Consider the following 21,153-nt stretch of genomic DNA (forward strand, 5'->3'; position numbering starts at 1 on the left):
GGGTCAAACTGCGACCAATGTAAAAACTGTAACGCAATGCTGATTTAAAATAAATCAACATTGCACAGCTTTACAATCCGCAAACCGCTTGTATTACTTACTCTTCAGTATATGACGCTTAGCTTTGGTCACAATGAATGTCAGTACAATTGAGCCGAGGATGAGGCCAATAGACAGTACTGGGTTTTGTAATGAATTAGGGTCTAAAATCAACATGCTACCTAAGCCAAACATCATGATTCCTGACATCAGCTTGAGTACTTCGCCTTCTTTCTCTGTCAGTTTTCGTTTGCCTAGAGTGGCTGAGAAGGCAATCACAATCGCAGCAAGTGGAATGACATAAATAACATTGTAGGCAATCAGGTACATGTAGCGTTCCGCTGTTTCTAGTCCTGACATTGATAACACCGAGGTGTAAATCATCGGGAAACCAGCAGTACAAAGTAGCTCATAGGCATTAGCCAAAATGGCCAGCACAGTTGAGCCTACAATTAACGTTGGCAGCGAGCTGGCTTTAGACAACTTACCCATGCGTTTAATTAAGCTGCCACGGTTCTCCACTGACATAGATAAACTCACGTCACCGCGCCCTATGAAGAAGTCTTTTATATTCACTACTGCTGCAATCAACGCCAATATACCCGCACAGGTAATGATTATGCCGCCATCACTGCCACCGAGTAATACAAATAAGTTGAGCCAAGCGCTCATAAAGATGAAGTAGATAAATCCTGAGAAGAACACAAAAATACCGCCGACTAACAGCATTCGTTTACGGCTACCCGCGTTAACCATGATGCTAAGTAAAAACAGCAATACAAAGAAGGCACAAGGGTTAAAGGCATCAACCCCAGCTAACACTACCGTCAGTAGAGGCAGCGACATTTTATCAGGCTGTACAGCACCAATTAATGGAATATTGACAGGTTGTACGCCTGGAGCCGCTGACTCAAATGACATGCCACAGGTACCTGCCGTTGGATCAGCGCTAGTATCTTCACAGGTTTCAAATAACGGTGTGCCTTGCGTAGAAGGGGCTTCATAAAAGTCATCCATTATCGCGCCGATATTGGGGTTTCCACCTTGTTGACGGTAGCAAGCTTCTAAACGCTCAATGATATAACGGCCGGTGACATCATGGTTGTTGTAACCGACTACCGCTTCACCACAAATGGCAAAGTAAGGCACTGAGCGTGGTTCAACCCCCGTTTGCTTACCCATTGCCATGAGTTTATCTACATTGCCATCTTCACTGATCAAATAGTCATGCTGCTCAATCCAGTCGACACGCTCGGCTAACGCATCAATAAATGGGTGGGCTTCTTTACAATGTGGACAAGTGGCAGACCAAAAAAAGTGCAGCTTAACGTTGGGCTCGCCATTAGTTTGTTGGCCTATCCAAAGATCATCTGCTGGGGGAGTATTTGCATGAGCGACATTTATTGTGCTCATTGCGATGCTGCTAAAAAGAATCAAAATAGTGATGAAAAATCTGTTCATCATAAACCTCAAGATCAATGAAAATAACGACTGCTTATTACTCCATCTTATGCTTATGCCTAGGTAAGTGAACGAAAATCCAAACAATTTGTTAACTAGTTCGCATAAAATCTTTCAAAGAGTCCTGTGCTAGTGATAACTACTACTGAGCAGTTGTAACGATAGACAGAATAGCTAGCAAACAGGTTCCCAAATCTAGAGACTATTTTTCAAAAGTGTGTCTTTACACACCTTTACACCGTTAGACGCTGTTTGACATTGCACTGGTTATACTGAGCATCAAGTTAGTTAGCTTGATACCAAATACAGAGGAAATCATTATGAAACTTTCTACTTTACGTCTACCTACAGCAGCAGCCGTTGTCATTCTTGCAAGTTCTTCTTTTATGATGGCGCCTTCTTTTGCTGAGCAAACTGAAACCCAAACAGTACAAACTAGTGCAGAGTCTAATTCACAAAGTGGCTACCACAATGGTAAAAAATCACGTGGTCATGGCAAAGGTATGCATCGCATGCTGCGTAAGTTAGATTTATCTGACTCACAAACAGAACAAGTTAAGCTAATTGTTGAAAAATACAAAGCTGATAACAGCGGTGATAGAGAAGCGATGAAACAGGCTCGTAGTGAGCATAAGCAGCAAATGCAAGCACTGATCACTGCTTCAAGCTTTGATGAAGCACAAGCTACGACGTTGATTGAAGCTCAACAAGCTGAAAAGCAACAAAAGACGCTTAATTTCATGAAAATGCAGAATGAAATATATCAAGTGTTGACTCCTGAGCAACAAGAAAAGTTTGAAAAAATGTTAGAGCGCGGTAAAGGCAAAGGTAAACATTCACGTTAATGCATTAGTTAATAATGTAATAGCCTCTCAATGCTAAACGCCACGATTTTATCGTGGCTTTTTTTTGCTCTTAAAAAGTGACATTGGTGCAGAGGAGCTTGTTAGTCGTAACATTATACAATTCGCTATGACCTAATCCCCTCTGTTCCCTCTAGCTGAGTAAGCCCTGCTAAAATGTAAACTTGGTCGCGTTATTTAGCGTGATTGAGGTATTATCGACAATCACCAATTTATATAAGGCATCAGATGACATGAGCACACCATCACCACAATCAGATTATGATTTTTGGGTAAAGCTAGCGAGTCGTGCCGCTGTGTTTACCGCGTTGACATTGATTGTGATTAAGCTGATTGCTTGGTTATACTCAGGCTCAGCCAGTATGTTGGCATCGCTTACTGATTCATTTGCTGATGCCTTGGCCTCTATCGTGAATTTTATTGCCATTCGATATGCCATTGTGCCAGCCGATCAGGATCATAGGTATGGCCACGGCAAAGCAGAACCATTAGCTGCGTTAGCGCAATCTGCCTTCATTCTTGGCTCTGCATTTCTCTTGCTGCTCTATGGTGGTGAAAAGCTGATTAACCCACAGCCCATTACGCAAGCCACTGTGGGCATTGTGGTGTCGATCATTGCGATTGTGATGACTTTGGCGCTAGTCATGCTGCAAAAACGGGCGTTAGAAAAAACCAACAGTACAGTGGTTGAAGCGGACTCGCTTCACTATAAATCTGATTTATTACTCAATGGCGCAGTGTTACTAGCACTCGTGTTAGCGTCGTATGGCTGGTGGTGGGCAGATGGCCTATTTGCTGTATTGATTGCCATATTTATTGGTCAGCAAGCTGTTGATTTAGCATACCGTTCGATTCAAACATTATTAGACAGAGAGCTAGAGCCTGAAGTGCGTGAGCAAATCATCACTACGGCTAAACAAGATCCACTAGTACTTGGCGTGCATGACTTGCGTACTCGTGAAGCCGGTAAGACAACCTTTGTGCAGATGCATTTGGAGTTAGACGGCGCCATGACATTATCAGAGTCGCACTTGATCGCAGATAATGTGGAACAAAGGGTTGCGGCATTATTTGATGACGCAGAGGTTATTGTTCATCAAGACCCTGTGTAAACTCAGTCACCTCAACATACGGCAATCTGATATAGAAACTTTTTTAGCTGTTAGCCCTTTTCAGGGCTAGGGGCTAAATAAGCCAATGCCTCAATGCTTTGTGTATAGATACTTATCTAGAAAGCATTGAGTACAAAAATACTGCTAGCAACGCCATTTCATCAATAGGGATATATTTAATGAAATACGTCACATATTCCGACACTGGTACAGCCGACGTTTTATACATTGCCAATGGTGCTAAACCCACTGTGCTACCCGGGCAAGTGTTAATTAAGGTCGCAGCAGCGGGTGTGAATGGCCCTGATATTAAACAGCGTCAAGGCGCTTACCCAGCACCCGCAGGTGCTAGCCCTATACTTGGTCTAGAAGTATCAGGAGCGATTGTCTCATTAGGTGATGGTGTCACACATTGGCAGCTTGATCAGCAGGTCTGTGCGTTAGTTCCCGGCGGTGGGTATGCTGAATACGTGGTGACTGACGCCCGTCATTGTTTACCCATTCCAAAGGGAATGAGCTTAGTGCATGGAGCAAGCTTGCCAGAAACCTTATTTACTGTATGGGGCAATCTATTCATGCGCGCAGGGCTTTGCAAAGGCGAGTCCGTACTCATCCATGGTGGTTCAGGCGGAATAGGCACTACTGCTATTCAGTTAGCTAAAGCAATGGGCGCGAAAGTGTATGCGACCAGTAGCACTGATGAAAAGTTAGAGTACTGCCTCGCACAGGGGGCAGATTTTGCATGCAATTACCAACAGGATTTTGTTGAGCCGATTCTTGAAGCAAACCAAGGTCAAGGTATTGATGTGGTTTTTGATATGGCGGGTGGTGAATTTATTAATCAAAACCTGAAATTATTAGCCATGGATGGACGTATGGTATCTGTGGCCATGCAGGCCGGTGCTAAGGCCACTGTCGATGTGTTCCGAATAATGGCAAAGCGTATTACGTGGACCGGTTCGACCCTTAGGCCGCAAAGTAATGATGCCAAAGCTGAGATTGCCAAGCAATTGCAGCAACATGTATGGCCATTGTTAGATAACGGCAAGATGGCTATTCATGTTGATCAGGTATTTGGCTTTGAGCAAGTGGTATCGGCGCATCAGAGAATGGAGTCTGGACGACACAGGGGAAAACTGGTGCTCGACTGGTCAAGTAAAAATTAAAAAACGGCCGCTTTGTCGTAGAAATTGTTGTCGTGGCACTTGAACCCTGCGTTTTTTCGACTAAATTATGACCTAGCTTAATCTGATGTGATTGTGGTAGATATCACAATATGGATTTGTTAACTGCAACCAAGTGTATGAATTGCTTGGTTTTCAAGCAATTCATAAAAAAATCATCAAATTGAGCATTGATTCTGGAAAATTTTCTGTTTAAATACAGAAAAGTCATAAACGCAACATGACCTGACTTTTAGCTTAATGTTTAGCTTAATGTCAGTCATGTGCAATATATGTGTTGATTTAAGGGTGTTAGCATATATGTATAACAAAGCAAAAAAACAAGTTTGGTACGGTGAGTTACGTACAGCCAAAGGCAACACTGTCGTGATCTTTGATGGTAGCCTTCCTGAAGCTTCTCCAGGACGCGTATATTTTTACCATTCTGGGCGCGATGCCATTATTGAGTTTGTCGAAGATATTGTTAATGCGAATTTGCATGATCTAGATTCAGCGCAAACTGCAGCAGCAAAGGACGAATTTGAGTCGGTATTCCAAGCCGCCCGTAGTGCGTTTTTAGCCGCACATCCTTCGCGATTGGATTTATCAACTGTCCCAGACTCTGCGCCAGCAACCAAGGCGAAAGCGAAACCGATCGAAGAAGAAGCAGCACCTGAGCCAGTCGATGATTATGAAGATTCGGATGACGCCGATGAAGATATTCATGATATGGGCGACAACCTAGACGATATGGATTAACAAAAAAGGAATAACCTAGGTTATTCCTTTTTGTATTCAGCTGAATCTGATATTTCTTTGGTACAGGCTAAGCGTGAGCCTACTCACCCCTTGACTGTGAATTCATAGCAACTGACATGCTTATAGGGCTGTTCGGGGGTGGTCATTTGTGCACCTGGGAGCTGTGGCTGGTTAGGTGAGTCAGGGATTAACTGAGGTTCAATACACACAGCCTGATAGTTTTGGTATACCTGCTTTGCATACCCTATGGTGCCTTCTAAAAAGTTTGCGCCATACAATTGCACCCCAACTTGGTTGGTATATACCGTCATAATACGTCCAGAACTTGGGTGAGACACACTACCAAAGCGGGTGAGTTTACCCGGTTGCTGCGCTAAAACGTAACAGTGATCAAAGCCATTGGTTGCTGCGAGTGCAGGGCGCTGGCTTTGCACCGACATAGGTGTCGGTGTTGATAAATCCAAATCGCTACCTTGAGTGGCCACCATTGCCGTAGGCACACCGACTTCATTCATGGTCATATATTGTTTCGCGTCAACTTCAATGAGATGTTCAGTGTTGGTCTGACATTGGCTACCGCCAAGATTGAAATAACTGTGCTGGGTTAAGCTAACTGGGCATGGTTTGTCTGTGGTCGCGGTAAACTCAACCATGAGTTTATTTTCATTTAGGCGGTAATCTAATTGCACTTGGCAGTTGCCGGGAAAGCCCATATCACCATCAGGACTTAATAGCGTCAGACGAACACCATCTTCAATGGCTTGCATCTGCCAATGTTTCAGATTGAAGCCTTGTTCCCCACCATGTAGGCAGTTACTCGCTTGATTAACACTTAATTGATAAGTTTGCCCTTGATAACTGAACTGGCCATTGGCAACCCTATTGGCATAACGACCAGCCACAGCACCTAAGTGCGCTTGTTGGGCTAAGTAATCTTCAATATTGTCACAGCCCAATACAATGTTATCTGCAGTGCCGTGTTTATCAGCAACCTCGAGGGTGCGAATAATGCCGCCCAAACTCAATACTTCTAATTTTATGATGCCATTATCGAGCAATATGCGCTGCACGTTTCCACCGCGTGGATCTTGCCAAGGCGTAAGGTGAGAAATTGAAATCATGATGGTCTCTATTAGGAAGTTAAGTAATGCGGCCTGCACCGCCTGATGCTGAGCATAAATGAATAGTCGCGTCACGCCCAGTGAGGCTATGGAAGCTGTCTTCTACAAGCTCAATCACTTGATCTGTCAGTTCATGATCCACAAGCGCAATAATGCAGCCATCACTCATTTTGACGCCGCCTTTATCCCCAACAAACTGATGTACGGCATTGATAACATGATCCATTTCAGGGGTGACTACTTCAAAATTGTCCCGAAGTGAACAATGCGAGTGGTGCATTATTTCGCTAAAGCGATTGAGATTGTTTTCTTGTAAAGCTCTTGCTGCACTGGCGGTTCGCTGGCTTTCTGTCATGACATGTAATGCTCGGCGATATTGGCTGTCAGTGAGTAATTGTTTGGCTCTATGTAGCTGGATTTGGGTTAAATCTCTCAATGAGTCTAGCCCTAGAATCTCAGTGATTTCATAGCAACTTTGTTTGCGTTCCTGATACTGTGCCATGAAGCTTTTACGATCGATATTTAAATCGATCACAATTAAGCTTAAGTTCTCTGGCAGCAGTACGGGTTCACTGTCGAGCTCTAGGCAGTCAATTAATAGTGCGTGGTCTGGCTCTGCTAAGGCACTGATCATTTGATCCATAATACCGCACTCTTGTCGGGTCATATGGCTTTCAGCTCGTTGGGAAATCTGAGCGATGGCTAATGGTGATAAATGCAGTTGGTCGGCATAAGATATTGCCGTACCAAAGGCGATTTCTAATGCCGCAGAAGAAGACAAGCCTGTTCCTAGTGGTACGTTGCCCACGATGGCGAGATCTAACCCTTTCGCATGAAGACCAGACAGTGCCATGGCTGCTGTAATGCCTTTAAGGTAGTTATACCACTGGCTATCATCAGCAATGTCGCCTTCATGGCCAAATTCCCACTGTTGAATTTCGCCAGGAAACGCATCACTCACTGCCCTAAACTGGTAATCATCACGGTGTTTTACCGCTATCACGGTATTGAAATTTATGGCAACAGGTAACACAAGCCCTTCGTTATAGTCGGTGTGTTCGCCAATAATATTAATACGCCCAGGCGCTTGGTAAAGGTCGTCAGCTTTTGTGCCAAAATTTTGCACAAACAGTTTCATTGCTTGCTGAGCAGGGTTTTCCATAGTCATCGATTCCCACACAAATAAGGTGAATGCTTCTGTGAACGATTCTAAATGTGATTTATATCACTTTGTCTATGGTGACTTATAGCATGGATAAAGCCAGATTTTAAGCTACTTAGCCGTAAATGAAGCGAATTGATTGTTCTTATGAATATTTTGCTATTAACGCTTTGGCGAAATTTTCTTTATAAAAGCAATGTAATTGCAAAAAATGATGTTAATCAGTTGATTCTTAATGGCTAAAAATTATTTTTCTTTCGTTAAACGTCGACTCAAGGCGCTTTGGCTTATCCCTAACATTTTTGCCGCTGCTGTTTGATTTTGTGCAGTCCGGCTCATTGCTTCATCGATTAAAGCTTGGCTCATTGCCGCCAATGTCGGTAACTCGGCACCAAAATGAATCGGTGTTGAATCAAGTTGTGGTGGCATTACCGCGTTAATAGCTTGCATAAAGGGGGCAATATTCAATGCATTGGCACTACTGCGACTCACGGCATCAATGGTCATACTTTTCAGTTCATTAATATTGCCTGGGAAAGGGTAATGCTGTAGTTGCTTTGCTAACTCACTTGGCACAGGTGGTGGCGTGAGGTTAAGTTCCTGTGCTGCCAGTTCAACAAAGTGATTCAACAAAATCGTGATATCTAAACGGCGCTCTCTTAAGGGGGGCAGGTTGAGCTTATGGCTTTGAAGCAGATAAAATAAGTCGCTGCGAATTTTGCCTTGTTGCATCAGCGACATTAACGGGTGTTGACTGGATACCACAAAACGGCAGTGGGCAGGGTAATGCTGATCGCTGTTAACAGGGAAGTAATGTTTTTGTTCTATCACTTCAACCAAAATGGCTTGGCTTTCTAATGGTAATTCGGCAATGTCTTTAAGGTAGATAATGCCTTTAGCTGCTTTGTGTATTGCGCCAGTAACAGATTGTCCGGGCGTTTGAGACAGTTGGCCAAACAGCTGTGCGGCAAATTGCTGAGCATCAATACCTGCGAGATTAACGGTTATCAATGGTGCATCAGGTGAGCTAAGTAGATGACAACACTTAGCGAATGCTTGTTTGCCAGTACCCGTTTCACCTTCAATTAATATGGGTTCAGGGCTAAATGCAATCGCTTCTAAATAGCGAAATTGATCAATAAGTGCTGGTTCACAGGTTAGAATGTGGCTAAATGCCTTGGGCTGTGACAGGGTTTTACTTAAAAAGCTGTCTTTAATTCTTTGGTAGTTACGCTCAAGGCCGACCACTTCTAAAGCTCTTCTAACGGAATGGCCGAGATCGGCTACATCATCGGTTTTAATAAAGTAATCATATGCGCCATGCTTAATGCAATTCACAGCCGTGTCTACTTCATTCACGCCCGTGACAATGATGACCCTTGTGTGTGGTTGTTCTAGGCGAATTTGTTGCAATAATTGCTCACCACTTTGATATGGCATGGTCAAATCGAGCAATACCAGTGCGTAATCGGTCACGGCCATGCGATTCATCACTTGTCGACTATCTACACAGGTATCAATCACGGCCTCAGGAACTAGGCGTTGTAGCGTAACTGACAATGTTCTTAACCAAGAGGCTTCATCATCTACCAGTAATATATTACGAGCTAACAGCATGACTTATGGCTCCTTTCAAGACTTTCAAAGGTTAATTGAAATTGGCTCCCCAGCCCTATGGTTGAGGTGACTTTCATCGTGGCATTGTGCTCTTTGATAATACGGCTGCATACAGATAAACCTAGACCACTGCCGCCATAGGAGCGACGGGTAGTAAAGAAAGGCTCAGTGATCCTTGCTAACGTTGCACTATCCATACCAGTGCCCGTGTCACTGACGGTGACGATCACTTTCGAGCCGACTTTAGAACTGGCATTCGAGCCGACTTTTTGGGTCGTAATTTTGATAGCATCGTTTGCTTGCTCGCAGGCGTGACATGCATTTTGCAGCAGGTTGATTAGTACCTGATGCAACTGCTGAGCATCACCGCATACCATCGGGTCATTCGGATCAAGGTCAACCTCTAACTGAACACACTTAAGTTGGTTCGCAGTTAGCCTTAACGCTACTTGCACTACTTCATTAATGGCAATAGCTTGGTGATGGCTATCGATATGCGGTAAAGCATATTGTTTAAGATCCTTCACGATACGGCTAATGCGTTTAGCACTGTCTTCGACAACTTGTGCACTATGTTGTAGCTCAATAAAGGCATGCTGCGGCGCAAGCCCTGCGACTAACCAAAACGGATTTTGTTGTTGGTAACTATCTGCAGCGGCTTGCATGTCAGCTATCGCATCACTAAATAGGGCAACAGAATGAATAATGATCCCAGTTGGATTGTTGATTTCATGAGCAATCCCCGCAGACAACTCCCCTAAAGATGCGAGGCGGCTCGCTTCATCATTGGCTTGGCGAAGCACATGTTGTTCGGTGTTTTCTTGTAATAACACCACGACTTGCTCATTGGTGATTGGGTGGATTTGTATTTGCCAAAATAGGTCGCCACTGCGCATGTCCGCGATAAAAGAGCCTTGAGTGTCAATTACTTGATTGACGCTGGTGAATAGTGAAAATGGTTTGCCATCTAAAAAGTAAAATGTGCCTTTATCAAGTTGATGTTCAGTGTCATTGCTCCATAAACACCTCCTATCATGGTCAAATATGGTGACACAGTGGGGAATACCATTAAGCACATCTTGAAATTGCTGCGATAGTTGAGAAATCTGTTTCTCTGCAATTTGGCGTTGTTGCAATTCAAGGCTGAGCGCCTCTGAACGAATACGTAAATTACGGCTCACATAAGCGGTATATAAACTGCCTAAGATAGACACGATGGCCACCAAAATTGCCAGCATTAACATTTTTCGTTCGGTGGTGGTGATGTCAACTTTTTCTCGCCCAGTACCGAACCATTTTTGTACCAATTGATCATACTCACCAGACAATTTAAGTTGCCTTAATGCGGTATTGATATCGCGCATGATGAGCGCTTTTTCTGGATGGCTGACAAATGAAAATGCACCAAAAATCAGTGGGTCACTGGCACTTCTAACCAAGGGGTATTTAGGTTGCAAACGCCTTGCGACAAAATTCTCAGCCAGTACAACATCAACAGCATCTTCGCCCAATAACTGGAAACCGGTCTCGTATAAGTCGACTACAACAGGAGTAAAATTTTGTGGCTGATTCTCTAAAAACACATCCACTAGTGCGCCATTTTTAATGGCCACCCGTTTGCCGTTGAGATCAGACCAAGTATCAATAAATGCTTTACCTTGGCGAGTATAGGCTTTGGCATGGGTCGCATAAATGGGGTCTGATTGACTCAATGAGCGCCTAATGCCGATGGGTGACACGACCGCGATGATATCAATATCACTGTGTGGATCTTCAACATCTTTAATTAACTGCTGGAAGGTTTTTCGGCGCACAGAAATTGGCGTATTCAGTATCTGACCAATGCGCTGCATGAGTTCTACATTAAAGCCTTGATCTATACCGTTGGCGCGCCACTCAAGTGGTGCAGTTTTTGAGTGAACACCAAAAACAATCCGGTTATAGCCTCTATCACCTTGAAACACATCGCCATTTGGCTCATTACGATTAATCGCGTCAGTTGTTTTTTGCTGCGTTAGATTAGTTAACTCTGACTTTTGCTGTTCACTGCTCGCACTCGCTGGTGGTGTGATTGTTAATGCAACAAACACCAGTAGGGTAAATGAGACAGGCATAGGCAAATATTTCATAGCGTCAGATTAACAAATGCCACAAAAAGTAAAGGTGACCAATGACGCGATTTTTATTTCTTAGGCTATGGGAAAACGGAAAAGTTAGTTATTGAGCTTCCATCTTTTGTTCCATTTACGGCTCATTACATCAGTACCTATGCTGTGATGAGCATCACTTAGCACTATGCATTTTTGCATAGTGCCATTGCAGCATATGCGTTTTTGCATAGTTGCAAAATCAAGATGTGATCCGCGGTTGAAAACCATGTGCACTTTGGCTGAGCGTGTTGAGCGACTATGGCTTGTATTTCAAACTAGTGCTTATCAACAAGGATTAATCAATATCAACTAATCAAAATGTGTGACTAGGTGGACAAGATGAAAATGACAAAATGTGCAGCTCTGTTAGCTGCGGTATTAGGCAGTGCAGGATTAGCGGGAAGTGCAATTGCCGCTGATAACTTGGCAGATTTTCATGGCGAAAACATGGAGTGTGAAAGCTGCCATTTAGCCAGTGGAGAACTGTCCAATGACAGTTTAACTCATGAAAATGCGCAATGTGAATCGTGCCATGGCGACTTAGCTGAAATGGCCGAAACCAATACGCGTAAGAACTACAATGCCCATGAATCTCACTTCCCAGGCGATGTTGCATGTACTGCTTGTCATAGCGCTCATGAGAAGTCAGTGGTGTATTGCGATGCCTGTCATAGCTTTGAATTTGATATGCCATACAGCAAAAAATGGCAGCGTTATGAACCATCTATTGCAGAGTTAGCCAAAGACAGCGCTGACCGCAAAGCCGCGTTGACAGCAGCGCCAGCTGATACTGTAGATATTGTTGTCGTGGGCTCAGGTGGTGCAGGTTTTGCTGCAGCCGTAGCAGCACACGATAAAGGTGCCAATGTGATGCTGATTGAAAAAGAGCCTGTGATTGGTGGTAATGCCAAGCTGGCTGCTGGTGGTATGAATGCCGCTTGGACAGAACAGCAAAAAGCCAAAGACATTAAAGACAGCGCCGACTCTATGTATAAAGACACCATGAAAGGTGGACGAGACTTAAATCAACCTGAGCTGGTGGAAGTGCTGACTTCACATTCAAAAGGATCAGTGGATTGGCTAACCACGCTAGGTGCAGATTTAAATGACGTAGGCCGTATGGGCGGCGCTTCTGCCAACCGTTCTCACCGTCCAACGGGTGGCGCGGGTGTCGGTGCCCATGTGATTCAAGTGCTGTATGACAATGCCGTGAAACGTGACATCGACTTACGCATGAATACCCGTGGTGTTGAAGTGCTCAAAAATGACAAAGGTGTAGTCAAAGGTTTACTGGTTAAAGGTAAATACCAAGGTTATTACTGGATTAAAGCCGATGCTGTAATTATGGCAACAGGTGGTTTTGCTAAAAATAATGAGCGGGTTTCACAATACGATCCTAAGTTAAAAGGCTTTATTTCTACCAACCAACCCGGTGCAACGGGTGATGGCCTTGATGTCGCAGGTAATGCTGGTGCAGGCATGACGGATGTGCAATATATTCAAGCTCACCCAACATTATCAGTGAAAGGTGGCGTGATGGTGACCGAGGCGGTACGGGGTAATGGCGCCATTTTGGTCAACCGTGAAGGTAAGCGCTTTGTCAATGAAATCACCACTCGTGATAAAGCTGCTGCGGCAATTTTGAATCAAACAGGTAAAACTGCTTTCTTAATCTTTGATGACTCAGTGCGTAAATCGCTGAAGAAAATTGATAAGTATATTCAGCTAGGCGTGGTGCCATCAGCAGCGACACCTGAGGCATTAGGTAAGCTTGAAGGCATAGATGGTAAAGCGTTAACCGCATCCATTGCGCAATACAATGCCTTGGTGGCAGCGGGTAAAGATACAGACTTTGAGCGTGCAAACTTACCTCGTGCACTGAATGAAGGAAACTTCTATGCAATTGAAGTTACCCCAGGTGTTCATCACACCATGGGCGGCGTATCAATTGACCCACAAGCAGAAGTATTGACTGAAGATAAGAAAGTGATTCCAGGTCTTTACGGTGCAGGTGAAGTGACCGGTGGTGTACATGGCGCGAACCGCTTAGGTGGTAACGCAATTTCAGACATCATTACCTTTGGTAAACTGGCTGGTGAAAACGCTGCTGCTTATTCGAAAAAGTAACGACGGCTGTTAATAAAAAAGTGAGCCAATTGGCTCACTTTTTTTGTTTGAGATATGACTTTGCGAACATTTAAAGCGCTAGGGTTTACTCACCGTGGGCGAGCTTCCACCTTGCTTGGTCTGCATCGCATCGAATACCGCATTCTCATCTTGATGCAGCACTTCTTTAATGACATGCTCTGCAAAACCCGCACCCGCGGCTTCATACAAGTTATAAACCGCATCAACCCCCGCTTCTCTTAAGGCTTCAGCATCTTCGCTGTATTGTACAATGGCACTGATTTTGCCGTTGTAATCTAGGCGCTTTAGCTGTTCAACTGCGAACATGTTACCGATATGGTGTGGCATCGCGAGCAAGACCATTTCAAGGTTGGGCGCATGCTCTAGCTTTTCCCAAAAATCGGTATCGCTGGCATCACCTTGCACCACGTTACGGCCTTCGCTGAGATGGAAGTCGACCAACTCTTGTTTGTGTTCAATACCCAATATTTCATCGTTATATTGGTTTTTTATTTCATCATAAGCACCGCAACCAATGCGGCCCATACCTAAGATTAAGAAGCGTGGGTTACCAATGCGAATGGGTCTATCTTCAGGGTGCAATGGGTACTTTTCCATCGCGATAAGCTTGGCGTGGTAACGCTCATATAAACGATTAACCATGCCATTAAGTGGTGCCGCGACGAGGAAACTTAAACTCAGTGCAACCGCAATAATGATCAACCACTCCGGAGGTAACATGCCTTTTTGCGCGGCCACAGCAGCGACAATCAAACCAAATTCACTGTAGTTACCTAAATTGAATGAGGCAAACAGCGAGGTACGAGAACGCAGCTTAAAGCGGGTTAACAGGAAGAAAAACAGCCAAATCTTAAGCGGTAACAGAAGCACTAGAATGCCCGCGAGTCCAACATCTGAAACTGTGGGTAAGCCATTTAAACCAATGGTGAGGAAGAAGGCGACTAAGAATAACTCTTTAAAATAATAAATCGACTTAGCCAACTCAGAGGATTTAGCATGCCCAGCCAACAAAATCCCCATAATGAGTGCACCGAGATCAGGCTTGAGCCCTACAGCTTCAAACATCCATGCGCCCATAACCAGTGCCATGGTTAAGCCGAACAGAATTAGCATTTCGCCATGGCCGACACGGTCAAATACCTTGTAGATAATAGGTCTGATTAATGGCAGTAATAACAAGCCTAATGCGTATATCGAAGGCCATTCGCCTTTCGATACAGTGAGAAAAGCCACAGCAAAGATATCTTGCATAATCAAGATACCAATGGTTACACGGCCGTATAAAGCCTGCGCATCACCGGCTTCATCTAATACTTTTACCGCAAAAACCGTACTGGAAAAACTGAGCGCAAAGGCGAGCAGCATCAATTGATTAAAATCTAAGAACTCCAGCCTATCTAGGCCAATTAACCCCAGTATTTTTAATACGGTGATAAAGAACAGCATGGAACCGATTAAGTGTAAGCTTGAGCTCGCCCAAACTTCAGCTTTCAGCAGGCTTCTTAAATCCAGTTTTAAACCAATGGCAAACAGCAATAAGGTGACACCAAGATCGGCAAGGCTGTTTAGTAGCGGGATGCTGTCTTCTTCAAGGCCAAACATGAACAAGAAAAAACCGGCTGCAAGGTAACCGATTAGCGGCGGTAGCCCAATTCGGCTCACTATCATGCCACACAGTAGGGTAATGATTAATATTGCGGGTTCCATGGTACTCCTTGCTGCATAGCTTCAAATGTAGAAGCGTCGCAAAACATCTCACTGATTAGTCGAAACTAACAAGAGTATGACAGGTGGTGAGTGTTACTGCGTCTGTTATGAACGACATTTTTGATTTTTGTTGTGATTGTTAATTTTCACAGCAAACAGTGCAGCTTGGCAAGTGAATTTTTTTACGTATTCTAGTGAATTATGCTGAGAATGTTGTAAATGCAGATTCAACATAAAAAAATAGCGACTTTTTCAATAAAAGTCGCTATTTTTCATTGGTATACTTAATTTTATATTAATTTTTAAGTAATAAATCTAAATGTTCAGCAAAGGCTTGAGGTCGCATAAAGCCCGTTACGCGTAAATCATCACGTAATTCGCCTGTTTCATCAAACATTAGTAAGGTAGGCAGACCTAACACGTTGTAATGTTCGAGCAGCTCAACATCTATAGCATCACTGCGGGTCACATCTGCTTGTAATAACACCATTTGGTTTAAGCGCTCTGCCACTTCTGGTGCTACAAAGGTAATGTTTTCAAACTCTTTACAGGCTACACACCAATCAGCGTATAAATCTAACATGACCGTCTTGCCACTTATACTGGCTTTATCCAGTTCAACCTCTAAGTCTTCAAGAGACTTAATTTTGATGAACTCAGGATGGTGTGCTTGCGCAGTTGCTTGACCCGCTGGAGCAGATAAGCCTGGCGCTTGCAGTCCAAATGCGCCCATGACAGCTTGGAAACCATAAGAGAAACTCGCTAATAACGATAGCAATAATAAAATGCTACGCGCCGTTTGCTTCCAGTTAAACTCAGTCATCTTATTCTGATGCATTAAGTAGCCGACTAAGCTGATGCCCCAAATAGACCAGAGTACGTCAGATATCACGCCTGGCCAGATGCGGCCCAGCATCATAATCGACACTGAAATCAGTAAGAAGCCGAAGATAGTCTTAATCACATCCATCCATGCGCCAGCACGCGGTAGTAACTTACCACCTGAAGTACCCATAATAAGTAGTGGTACGCCCATACCCATACTCAGAACATACAGTGCCATGAAGCCTTGCACTAAATCGCCAGATTGCGCGACATAGATTAGTGCGCCTGACAATGGGGCTGTGGTACAAGGTGAAGCAACCAGACCAGAGATGACACCCATGATAAACACACCAACTAGATTGCCACCTTTTTGGTTGTTTGACAGGTTGTTCATTTTCTCTTGCCATTTACCTGGCAGACGCAGCTCATACAAACCGAACATTGATAAACTGAGTAGCACAAACATGACGGCCAAGAAAATCAAAATGGCAGGGTGTTGCAATGCAGCTTGGAATTTCATTCCCGCAGACGCAACCACTAAACCGAGCAGAGAGTAGGTAATCGCCATGCCCTGTACGTAGGCCATTGATAGGGTAAATGCTTTACCCATTGATAATTTCTTACCTTGGCCAACAATAATGCCCGACAAAATCGGGTACATTGGGAATACACACGGGGTGAGTGCCAGTCCCACACCTAGACCAAAGAATACCAACAGTGTCCAAAATAGGCTGTCATCTTGCAGCATTTGGCTCAAGCTATCTTGTTGGGTAATTGGCGCGGCAGGTGCACTGCTTGAAGTCTCAGGAGCTCCAATCACCTTTTTGGCGGTGATTTTACCTTCATTTTCAGCAACTTCTTCTAAGATTACTTCGCGAGTGGTGGGTGGATAGCAAAGTTTACCTTCAGCGCAACCCATGAAGGTCAGCTTTAACGTCCCTTCTTTGGTGGCTTGTTTCAAGGCAATGGGAAACTCAACAAAGGTATAGAAAACTTCTTGCTCGCCGAAGTATTCATCATTGTGCATTTTACCGCGAGGAAGCTCGATATCACCAATTACGGCATCATCGGCAGAAAACTGTAGCTTATCACGGTACATGTAGTAGCCATCAGCAATGATCCAGCTGATCTTAACTTGGTTACCAACCTGTTTGTAATCAAAAACAAATGCCTCATTAACTGGCATAAGTTCAGGCTCATTGCTTGAGCTCAAAAAACTAAATCGCTTGGCTAAGCTTCCTTCACTATGAGCCATTGGTGCGGTTGCCAATGACGTCATAAGCAAAGTAGACATCAATACAAGTGATGTGAATACAACTGAGACGAGTTTTTTCATGATGCGGAAGTTTCTTCTATCCATTGTAAATACGGAGCGAAACCACGGTCGATGCTACTGGCAATAATTTCTGGCACATCATAAGGGTGATGTTTCAGGATCATTTGCTCAATGGCATCATAGTGGCTTGCAAGACACTTTATTTGTAAGGGCACTTCTTGAGACTGGCAAAGTTCTCCTTGCCAAGCGTACACTGACTCAATGCTTTGACCGATTTGTACACACGCTGCTAATTGTTTGCTGATTAAACCTCGGGCAATGGTTTGTGCCACGGTTTTATCTGGGCAGGTGCTATACACTATCAAATACTTTGCAGTCATTGTATCTCAATAAAAGTTAAAGTTAGCTTAAGCTAATAAAGTTATTATGGGACTACTGTACGATTTTTAGTAACAGTTTTCATTATTCTGTTTGATAATCGTGACGTGTCTTGAATTAAGACCGTGTAACCCCCATAAAGTATTCAAAGCAGTTAAAAAATTTATTCAAAACGTGACGTCGCTCAATTGGGCATACGCACTTTAAGCGAGGCCAACATGTTTTTTTTCTTATTATTGTTTTTTGTGGTGATCCCCGTCATTGAGTTGAACGTGTTAATACGCGTTGGTGAAGCGTTTGGTTCATGGAATACAGTGGCATTAGTGTTCTTCACTGCCATCGTTGGGGTATCTTTAGTACGTAGTCAGGGCTTAAGTACCTTGATGATCGCACAGCAAAAGCTGGCCAGTGGTGAAGCACCGGGCAAAGAAATTGTCGAAGGAATGATGCTTGCCGCAGCTGGTGTCATGTTGTTAATCCCAGGCTTTGTGACCGATTTTGTCGGGCTGATATTACTTACGCCTTTTACCCGTAAACCTATCGCCAGCTTTTTATACAAACGTTTGCAGTTAAAAGTAGTCTCTGATGCACGTTTTACTGGTGGTTTTGGCCCACATGGCCAAGGACCGTTCCAACAAGGCAACCCATTTGATAAACAGCCACCTTTTGGCGATCAGGGCAATACCTTTGATGGCGACTTTGAGCGTAAGCAAGACCCAAGTCCACGCTCGCATCATATAGCGTCTCCTCAAAAAGAACCTGCTCAAAACGATCCCGCTCAAAAAGAAAGTGACATTATCGACGTTGAAGTCGAGCCAAAAACAGACTCGCAAGATAGTAAGAAGCAAGATTAAACACGGTAGTAGAGTGCAATATTGAAAACAGCGAGCCCATGCTCGCTGTTTTACCTTGAAATGAAAGCGCTGTTTTATTTTGAGATGAAAGGGTGCTGTTACAGCGATGACTCGTGATACAAGCTGTTATTCACTCGCTTGCTCAGCCAGCTTATCTTGGCGATAACCTAGATAAGCAGCACTGATAATCGCAATCAGCCAATTAGCCACAAACAGTTGTGACCAGCCAGATAGCTCTTCGCTTACGCCTTGTGCCATTAACGCTTTGACCTGCTGATAAATACTGAAAAAGTTATTGTTTACCTGACCTGCCAATACTTGATCAACCACAGTATGTGCCTGCGCCAGTAAAAACTGTCCAATGGCACCTAAACTAATGAGGCTCAGCAGAACAAACACACAGGCAAGTAATTTGTAGCCTAACCACCATTGCCCCACACCCGGGCAGACAATACCTGAATATAATCCCGCTTTTAATGCACGTGTCATGGCTGAATACCTTTTGAGACTAAAACATGTTTGACCAATGAGCGTTATATCAATGTTGCTTATTAACATGACTTCTATGCATAACATACTGTGTCATGGCTTGAGTGCAAGGTTAAAGCCAGATAAGCACAAGTGAGGGTTAACTCACAGGTTTGGTTTTACCCATCGGGGTGTCAGCTTCTGATATTTTGGTGGCCAGAATATAACAGGCAATGCCCATAATGATATTGGTAATAGGTAATGCCACCATCACCCCTTTCACGCCGCCGACAATTAACCCGAGAGCGGCACCTGGCAATAACAGTAAAAATAGGCGCGCAACATTAATCGCCAGTGAACTCATTGGACGGTTATAGGCATTTAGGCTATTAGCAAAGATAATCACCATGCCTAAGAAGCCATAGGCCAGAGACACGATTTGAATGTAAAAACTCAGCCAATCGACCACCAAAGGATCTGATGAGAATAGCTCAGCAATCCACTGTGAACTGAACCACAAAGGCACAATTAATAGCGTTTGAAAAATCAGCACAAACTTAAGCGATAACAATAGGCCTTCTTTTGCCCTGTGGGTATTTCCCGCCCCTAGATTTTGCGCGATAAATGGGTTCAAGCTTGATGATAATGCCATTACCACAATAATGATTAGCGACTCTAACTTCATCCCTGCACCAAAGGCGGCAACACTCGCCTGATCAACCCGCGCAAGCATCGCTAGAATCACACCATTAGCTATCGGATTAATCATATTCATTAATGACGCAGGTCTGGCAATATGCGAAAGCGTGGCAAAGCTATTTTTCAAGCGTGTAAACTGAATTTTTGCAGGGCTAATCAGATCGCGCTTGATGATAATTAAGTAACCCGATACTAAGACCGCTACTAACCAAGACATCAAAGTCGCAATGGCTGCGCCTTGTAATTCCATACGTGGAAACGGGCCAATACCAAAAATCAGTAATGGGTCTAATACGATATTTACGATGGCGGCAGACATCATGATTTTAGCCGGTGTACGGGTGTCTCCTGTGGCTCTCAGTGCTTGGTTAAGTACCATCAGCAATGACAAAATGGGCGCACCCAAGTACATGAAAAACATGTAATCGTGAATGAGGTACAAGGTTGATTCACTGGCACCAAGCAAAGTAAACAGCGGGTCAATAAACATCAATCCAATAAGGGCAATAATGCTAAAAAGGGCAAAGGTAATCAGCAGTACATCGAATAAAAAGATCTTGGCTTGTGCTATATCGCCGCTACCCATATAGCGGGCGAAATTACGTGAAAGCCCTGCGCCAATACCGATAGCAATGCTGGAGACAACAAGGGTAACAGGGAAGGTGAAACTGATTGCTGCTAAGGCTTCTGTGCCCAGCTTACCGATAAAGAACATGTCTACCAGTGAGCCACCCATAATGGTTAAAATACCAATCAGGTTAGGCAGAGTCATATTGTAAAGCACTCGGCCAATAGGTTGAGTGAGCAGTCCGTGTTTATCGTTCATGTAACATCGTGGTAAACCTTAATGGAGTCGAATTCTAACAGGATTCACAGAGCATTAATAAATCCCACTCAACAAATTTAAATTTTTTTTGTAAATCCCCTTGGATCTGCTATCACTTACCCCCATATCACATGCATCTAGGGTAAAACCCTATTAATTAATCGCCTTGATTATTGGGCATCACATCATTAGGAGAGTTCATAGATGAATATTCGTCCATTACATGACCGCGTAATCGTTAAGCGTCTAGAAGTTGAATCAACTTCAGCGGGTGGCATTGTATTGACTGGCAGCGCTGCAGAAGTTTCTACACGTGGTGAAGTATTAGCCGTAGGCAATGGCCGTATTCTTGAAAATGGCACAGTTAAGCCACTTGATGTACAAGTGGGTGACGTGGTGATCTTCAACGAAGGTTACGGCGTGAAAAAAGAAAAAATTGACGGTGAAGAAGTACTGATTCTGTCTGAAAGCGACCTAATGGCGGTAGTAGGCTAAGCCTCCCCCATTTATATACTTCCATCAATA

At 43.9% G+C, this 21,153-nt stretch carries 17 protein-coding genes; 7 read left to right on the top strand and 10 right to left on the bottom strand.

What is annotated here, in order from left to right:
- Positions 1-93: 93 nt before the first annotated feature.
- Positions 94-1,452 carry a cytochrome C biosynthesis protein gene (locus ACHUGF_RS03585; RefSeq protein WP_394129408.1) on the bottom strand — a complete coding sequence of 453 codons (1,359 nt, stop codon included), beginning with the start codon at positions 1,450-1,452 and terminating at the stop codon, positions 94-96.
- 368 nt (positions 1,453-1,820) lie between these two features.
- On the opposite strand from ACHUGF_RS03585, the gene ACHUGF_RS03590 reads away from it, so the two are divergent.
- From ACHUGF_RS03590 to ACHUGF_RS03605, 4 genes are all read left to right on the top strand, one after another.
- Entirely contained in the window at positions 1,821-2,345 is a 525-nt protein-coding gene (locus ACHUGF_RS03590) for a Spy/CpxP family protein refolding chaperone (protein ID WP_394129409.1), read from the top strand.
- A gap of 251 nt (positions 2,346-2,596) precedes the next feature.
- Positions 2,597-3,475 carry a cation efflux pump FieF gene (gene fieF, locus ACHUGF_RS03595; RefSeq protein ID WP_394129410.1) on the top strand — a complete coding sequence of 293 codons (879 nt, stop codon included), beginning with the start codon at positions 2,597-2,599 and terminating at the stop codon, positions 3,473-3,475.
- Between the two features lie 179 nt (positions 3,476-3,654).
- The gene (locus ACHUGF_RS03600; protein ID WP_394129411.1) at positions 3,655-4,641 is read left to right on the top strand and encodes an NAD(P)H-quinone oxidoreductase; all 987 of its coding nucleotides are present in this window, start codon (positions 3,655-3,657) and stop codon (positions 4,639-4,641) included.
- A gap of 318 nt (positions 4,642-4,959) precedes the next feature.
- Positions 4,960-5,397, top strand: coding sequence for a hypothetical protein (locus ACHUGF_RS03605; protein WP_394129412.1), 438 nt, complete (start codon positions 4,960-4,962; stop codon positions 5,395-5,397).
- Between the two features lie 83 nt (positions 5,398-5,480).
- On the opposite strand, the gene ACHUGF_RS03610 is transcribed toward ACHUGF_RS03605, so the two are convergent.
- The 4 genes from ACHUGF_RS03610 to ACHUGF_RS03625 all read right to left on the bottom strand — a co-directional run bounded on the left by ACHUGF_RS03610 (position 5,481) and on the right by ACHUGF_RS03625 (position 11,411).
- Complete coding sequence (locus ACHUGF_RS03610) at positions 5,481-6,518, bottom strand: aldose epimerase family protein (protein ID WP_394129413.1); 1,038 nt, start codon at positions 6,516-6,518, stop codon at positions 5,481-5,483.
- 19 nt (positions 6,519-6,537) lie between these two features.
- Positions 6,538-7,680, bottom strand: a complete 1,143-nt coding sequence (gene galK / locus ACHUGF_RS03615) for a galactokinase (protein ID WP_394129414.1) — start codon at positions 7,678-7,680, stop codon at positions 6,538-6,540.
- Between the two features lie 246 nt (positions 7,681-7,926).
- Entirely contained in the window at positions 7,927-9,297 is a 1,371-nt protein-coding gene (locus ACHUGF_RS03620; RefSeq protein WP_394129415.1) for a sigma-54-dependent transcriptional regulator, read from the bottom strand.
- Positions 9,288-11,411, bottom strand: coding sequence for an ATP-binding protein (locus ACHUGF_RS03625; protein WP_394129416.1), 2,124 nt, complete (start codon positions 11,409-11,411; stop codon positions 9,288-9,290). The genes ACHUGF_RS03620 and ACHUGF_RS03625 overlap by 10 nt, the downstream gene beginning before the upstream one ends.
- A 375-nt stretch (positions 11,412-11,786) precedes the next feature.
- Between ACHUGF_RS03625 and ACHUGF_RS03630 the strand changes: the two genes are divergently transcribed.
- Positions 11,787-13,574, top strand: coding sequence for a flavocytochrome c (locus tag ACHUGF_RS03630; protein WP_394129417.1), 1,788 nt, complete (start codon positions 11,787-11,789; stop codon positions 13,572-13,574).
- A 78-nt stretch (positions 13,575-13,652) separates the two neighbouring features.
- On the opposite strand, the gene ACHUGF_RS03635 is transcribed toward ACHUGF_RS03630, so the two are convergent.
- From ACHUGF_RS03635 to cutA, 3 genes are all read right to left on the bottom strand, one after another.
- Entirely contained in the window at positions 13,653-15,302 is a 1,650-nt protein-coding gene (locus ACHUGF_RS03635; RefSeq protein WP_394129418.1) for a cation:proton antiporter domain-containing protein, read from the bottom strand.
- Positions 15,303-15,597: 295 nt separating this feature from the next.
- Positions 15,598-17,463 carry a protein-disulfide reductase DsbD gene (locus ACHUGF_RS03640; protein WP_394129419.1) on the bottom strand — a complete coding sequence of 622 codons (1,866 nt, stop codon included), beginning with the start codon at positions 17,461-17,463 and terminating at the stop codon, positions 15,598-15,600.
- The gene (gene cutA / locus ACHUGF_RS03645) at positions 17,460-17,783 is read right to left on the bottom strand and encodes a divalent-cation tolerance protein CutA (RefSeq protein ID WP_394129420.1); all 324 of its coding nucleotides are present in this window, start codon (positions 17,781-17,783) and stop codon (positions 17,460-17,462) included. Before cutA ends, ACHUGF_RS03640 begins: the two co-directional genes overlap by 4 nt.
- A gap of 216 nt (positions 17,784-17,999) precedes the next feature.
- Here cutA and ACHUGF_RS03650 point away from each other — a divergent pair, with 216 nt between their 5' ends.
- Entirely contained in the window at positions 18,000-18,635 is a 636-nt protein-coding gene (locus ACHUGF_RS03650) for an FxsA family protein (RefSeq protein WP_394129421.1), read from the top strand.
- Between the two features lie 126 nt (positions 18,636-18,761).
- On the opposite strand, the gene ACHUGF_RS03655 is transcribed toward ACHUGF_RS03650, so the two are convergent.
- A complete protein-coding gene (locus ACHUGF_RS03655) occupies positions 18,762-19,124 on the bottom strand; it encodes a hypothetical protein (protein ID WP_394129422.1) in 363 nt (120 codons plus the stop codon).
- Positions 19,125-19,263: 139 nt separating this feature from the next.
- Entirely contained in the window at positions 19,264-20,628 is a 1,365-nt protein-coding gene (locus ACHUGF_RS03660; RefSeq protein WP_394129423.1) for an MATE family efflux transporter, read from the bottom strand.
- Between the two features lie 204 nt (positions 20,629-20,832).
- On the opposite strand from ACHUGF_RS03660, the gene ACHUGF_RS03665 reads away from it, so the two are divergent.
- Positions 20,833-21,123, top strand: a complete 291-nt coding sequence (locus tag ACHUGF_RS03665) for a co-chaperone GroES (protein WP_394129424.1) — start codon at positions 20,833-20,835, stop codon at positions 21,121-21,123.
- Positions 21,124-21,153 lie beyond the last annotated feature (30 nt).

It is taken from the genome of Shewanella maritima (assembly GCF_043643735.1).
Taxonomy (GTDB): Bacteria; Pseudomonadota; Gammaproteobacteria; order Enterobacterales; family Shewanellaceae; genus Shewanella; species Shewanella maritima_A.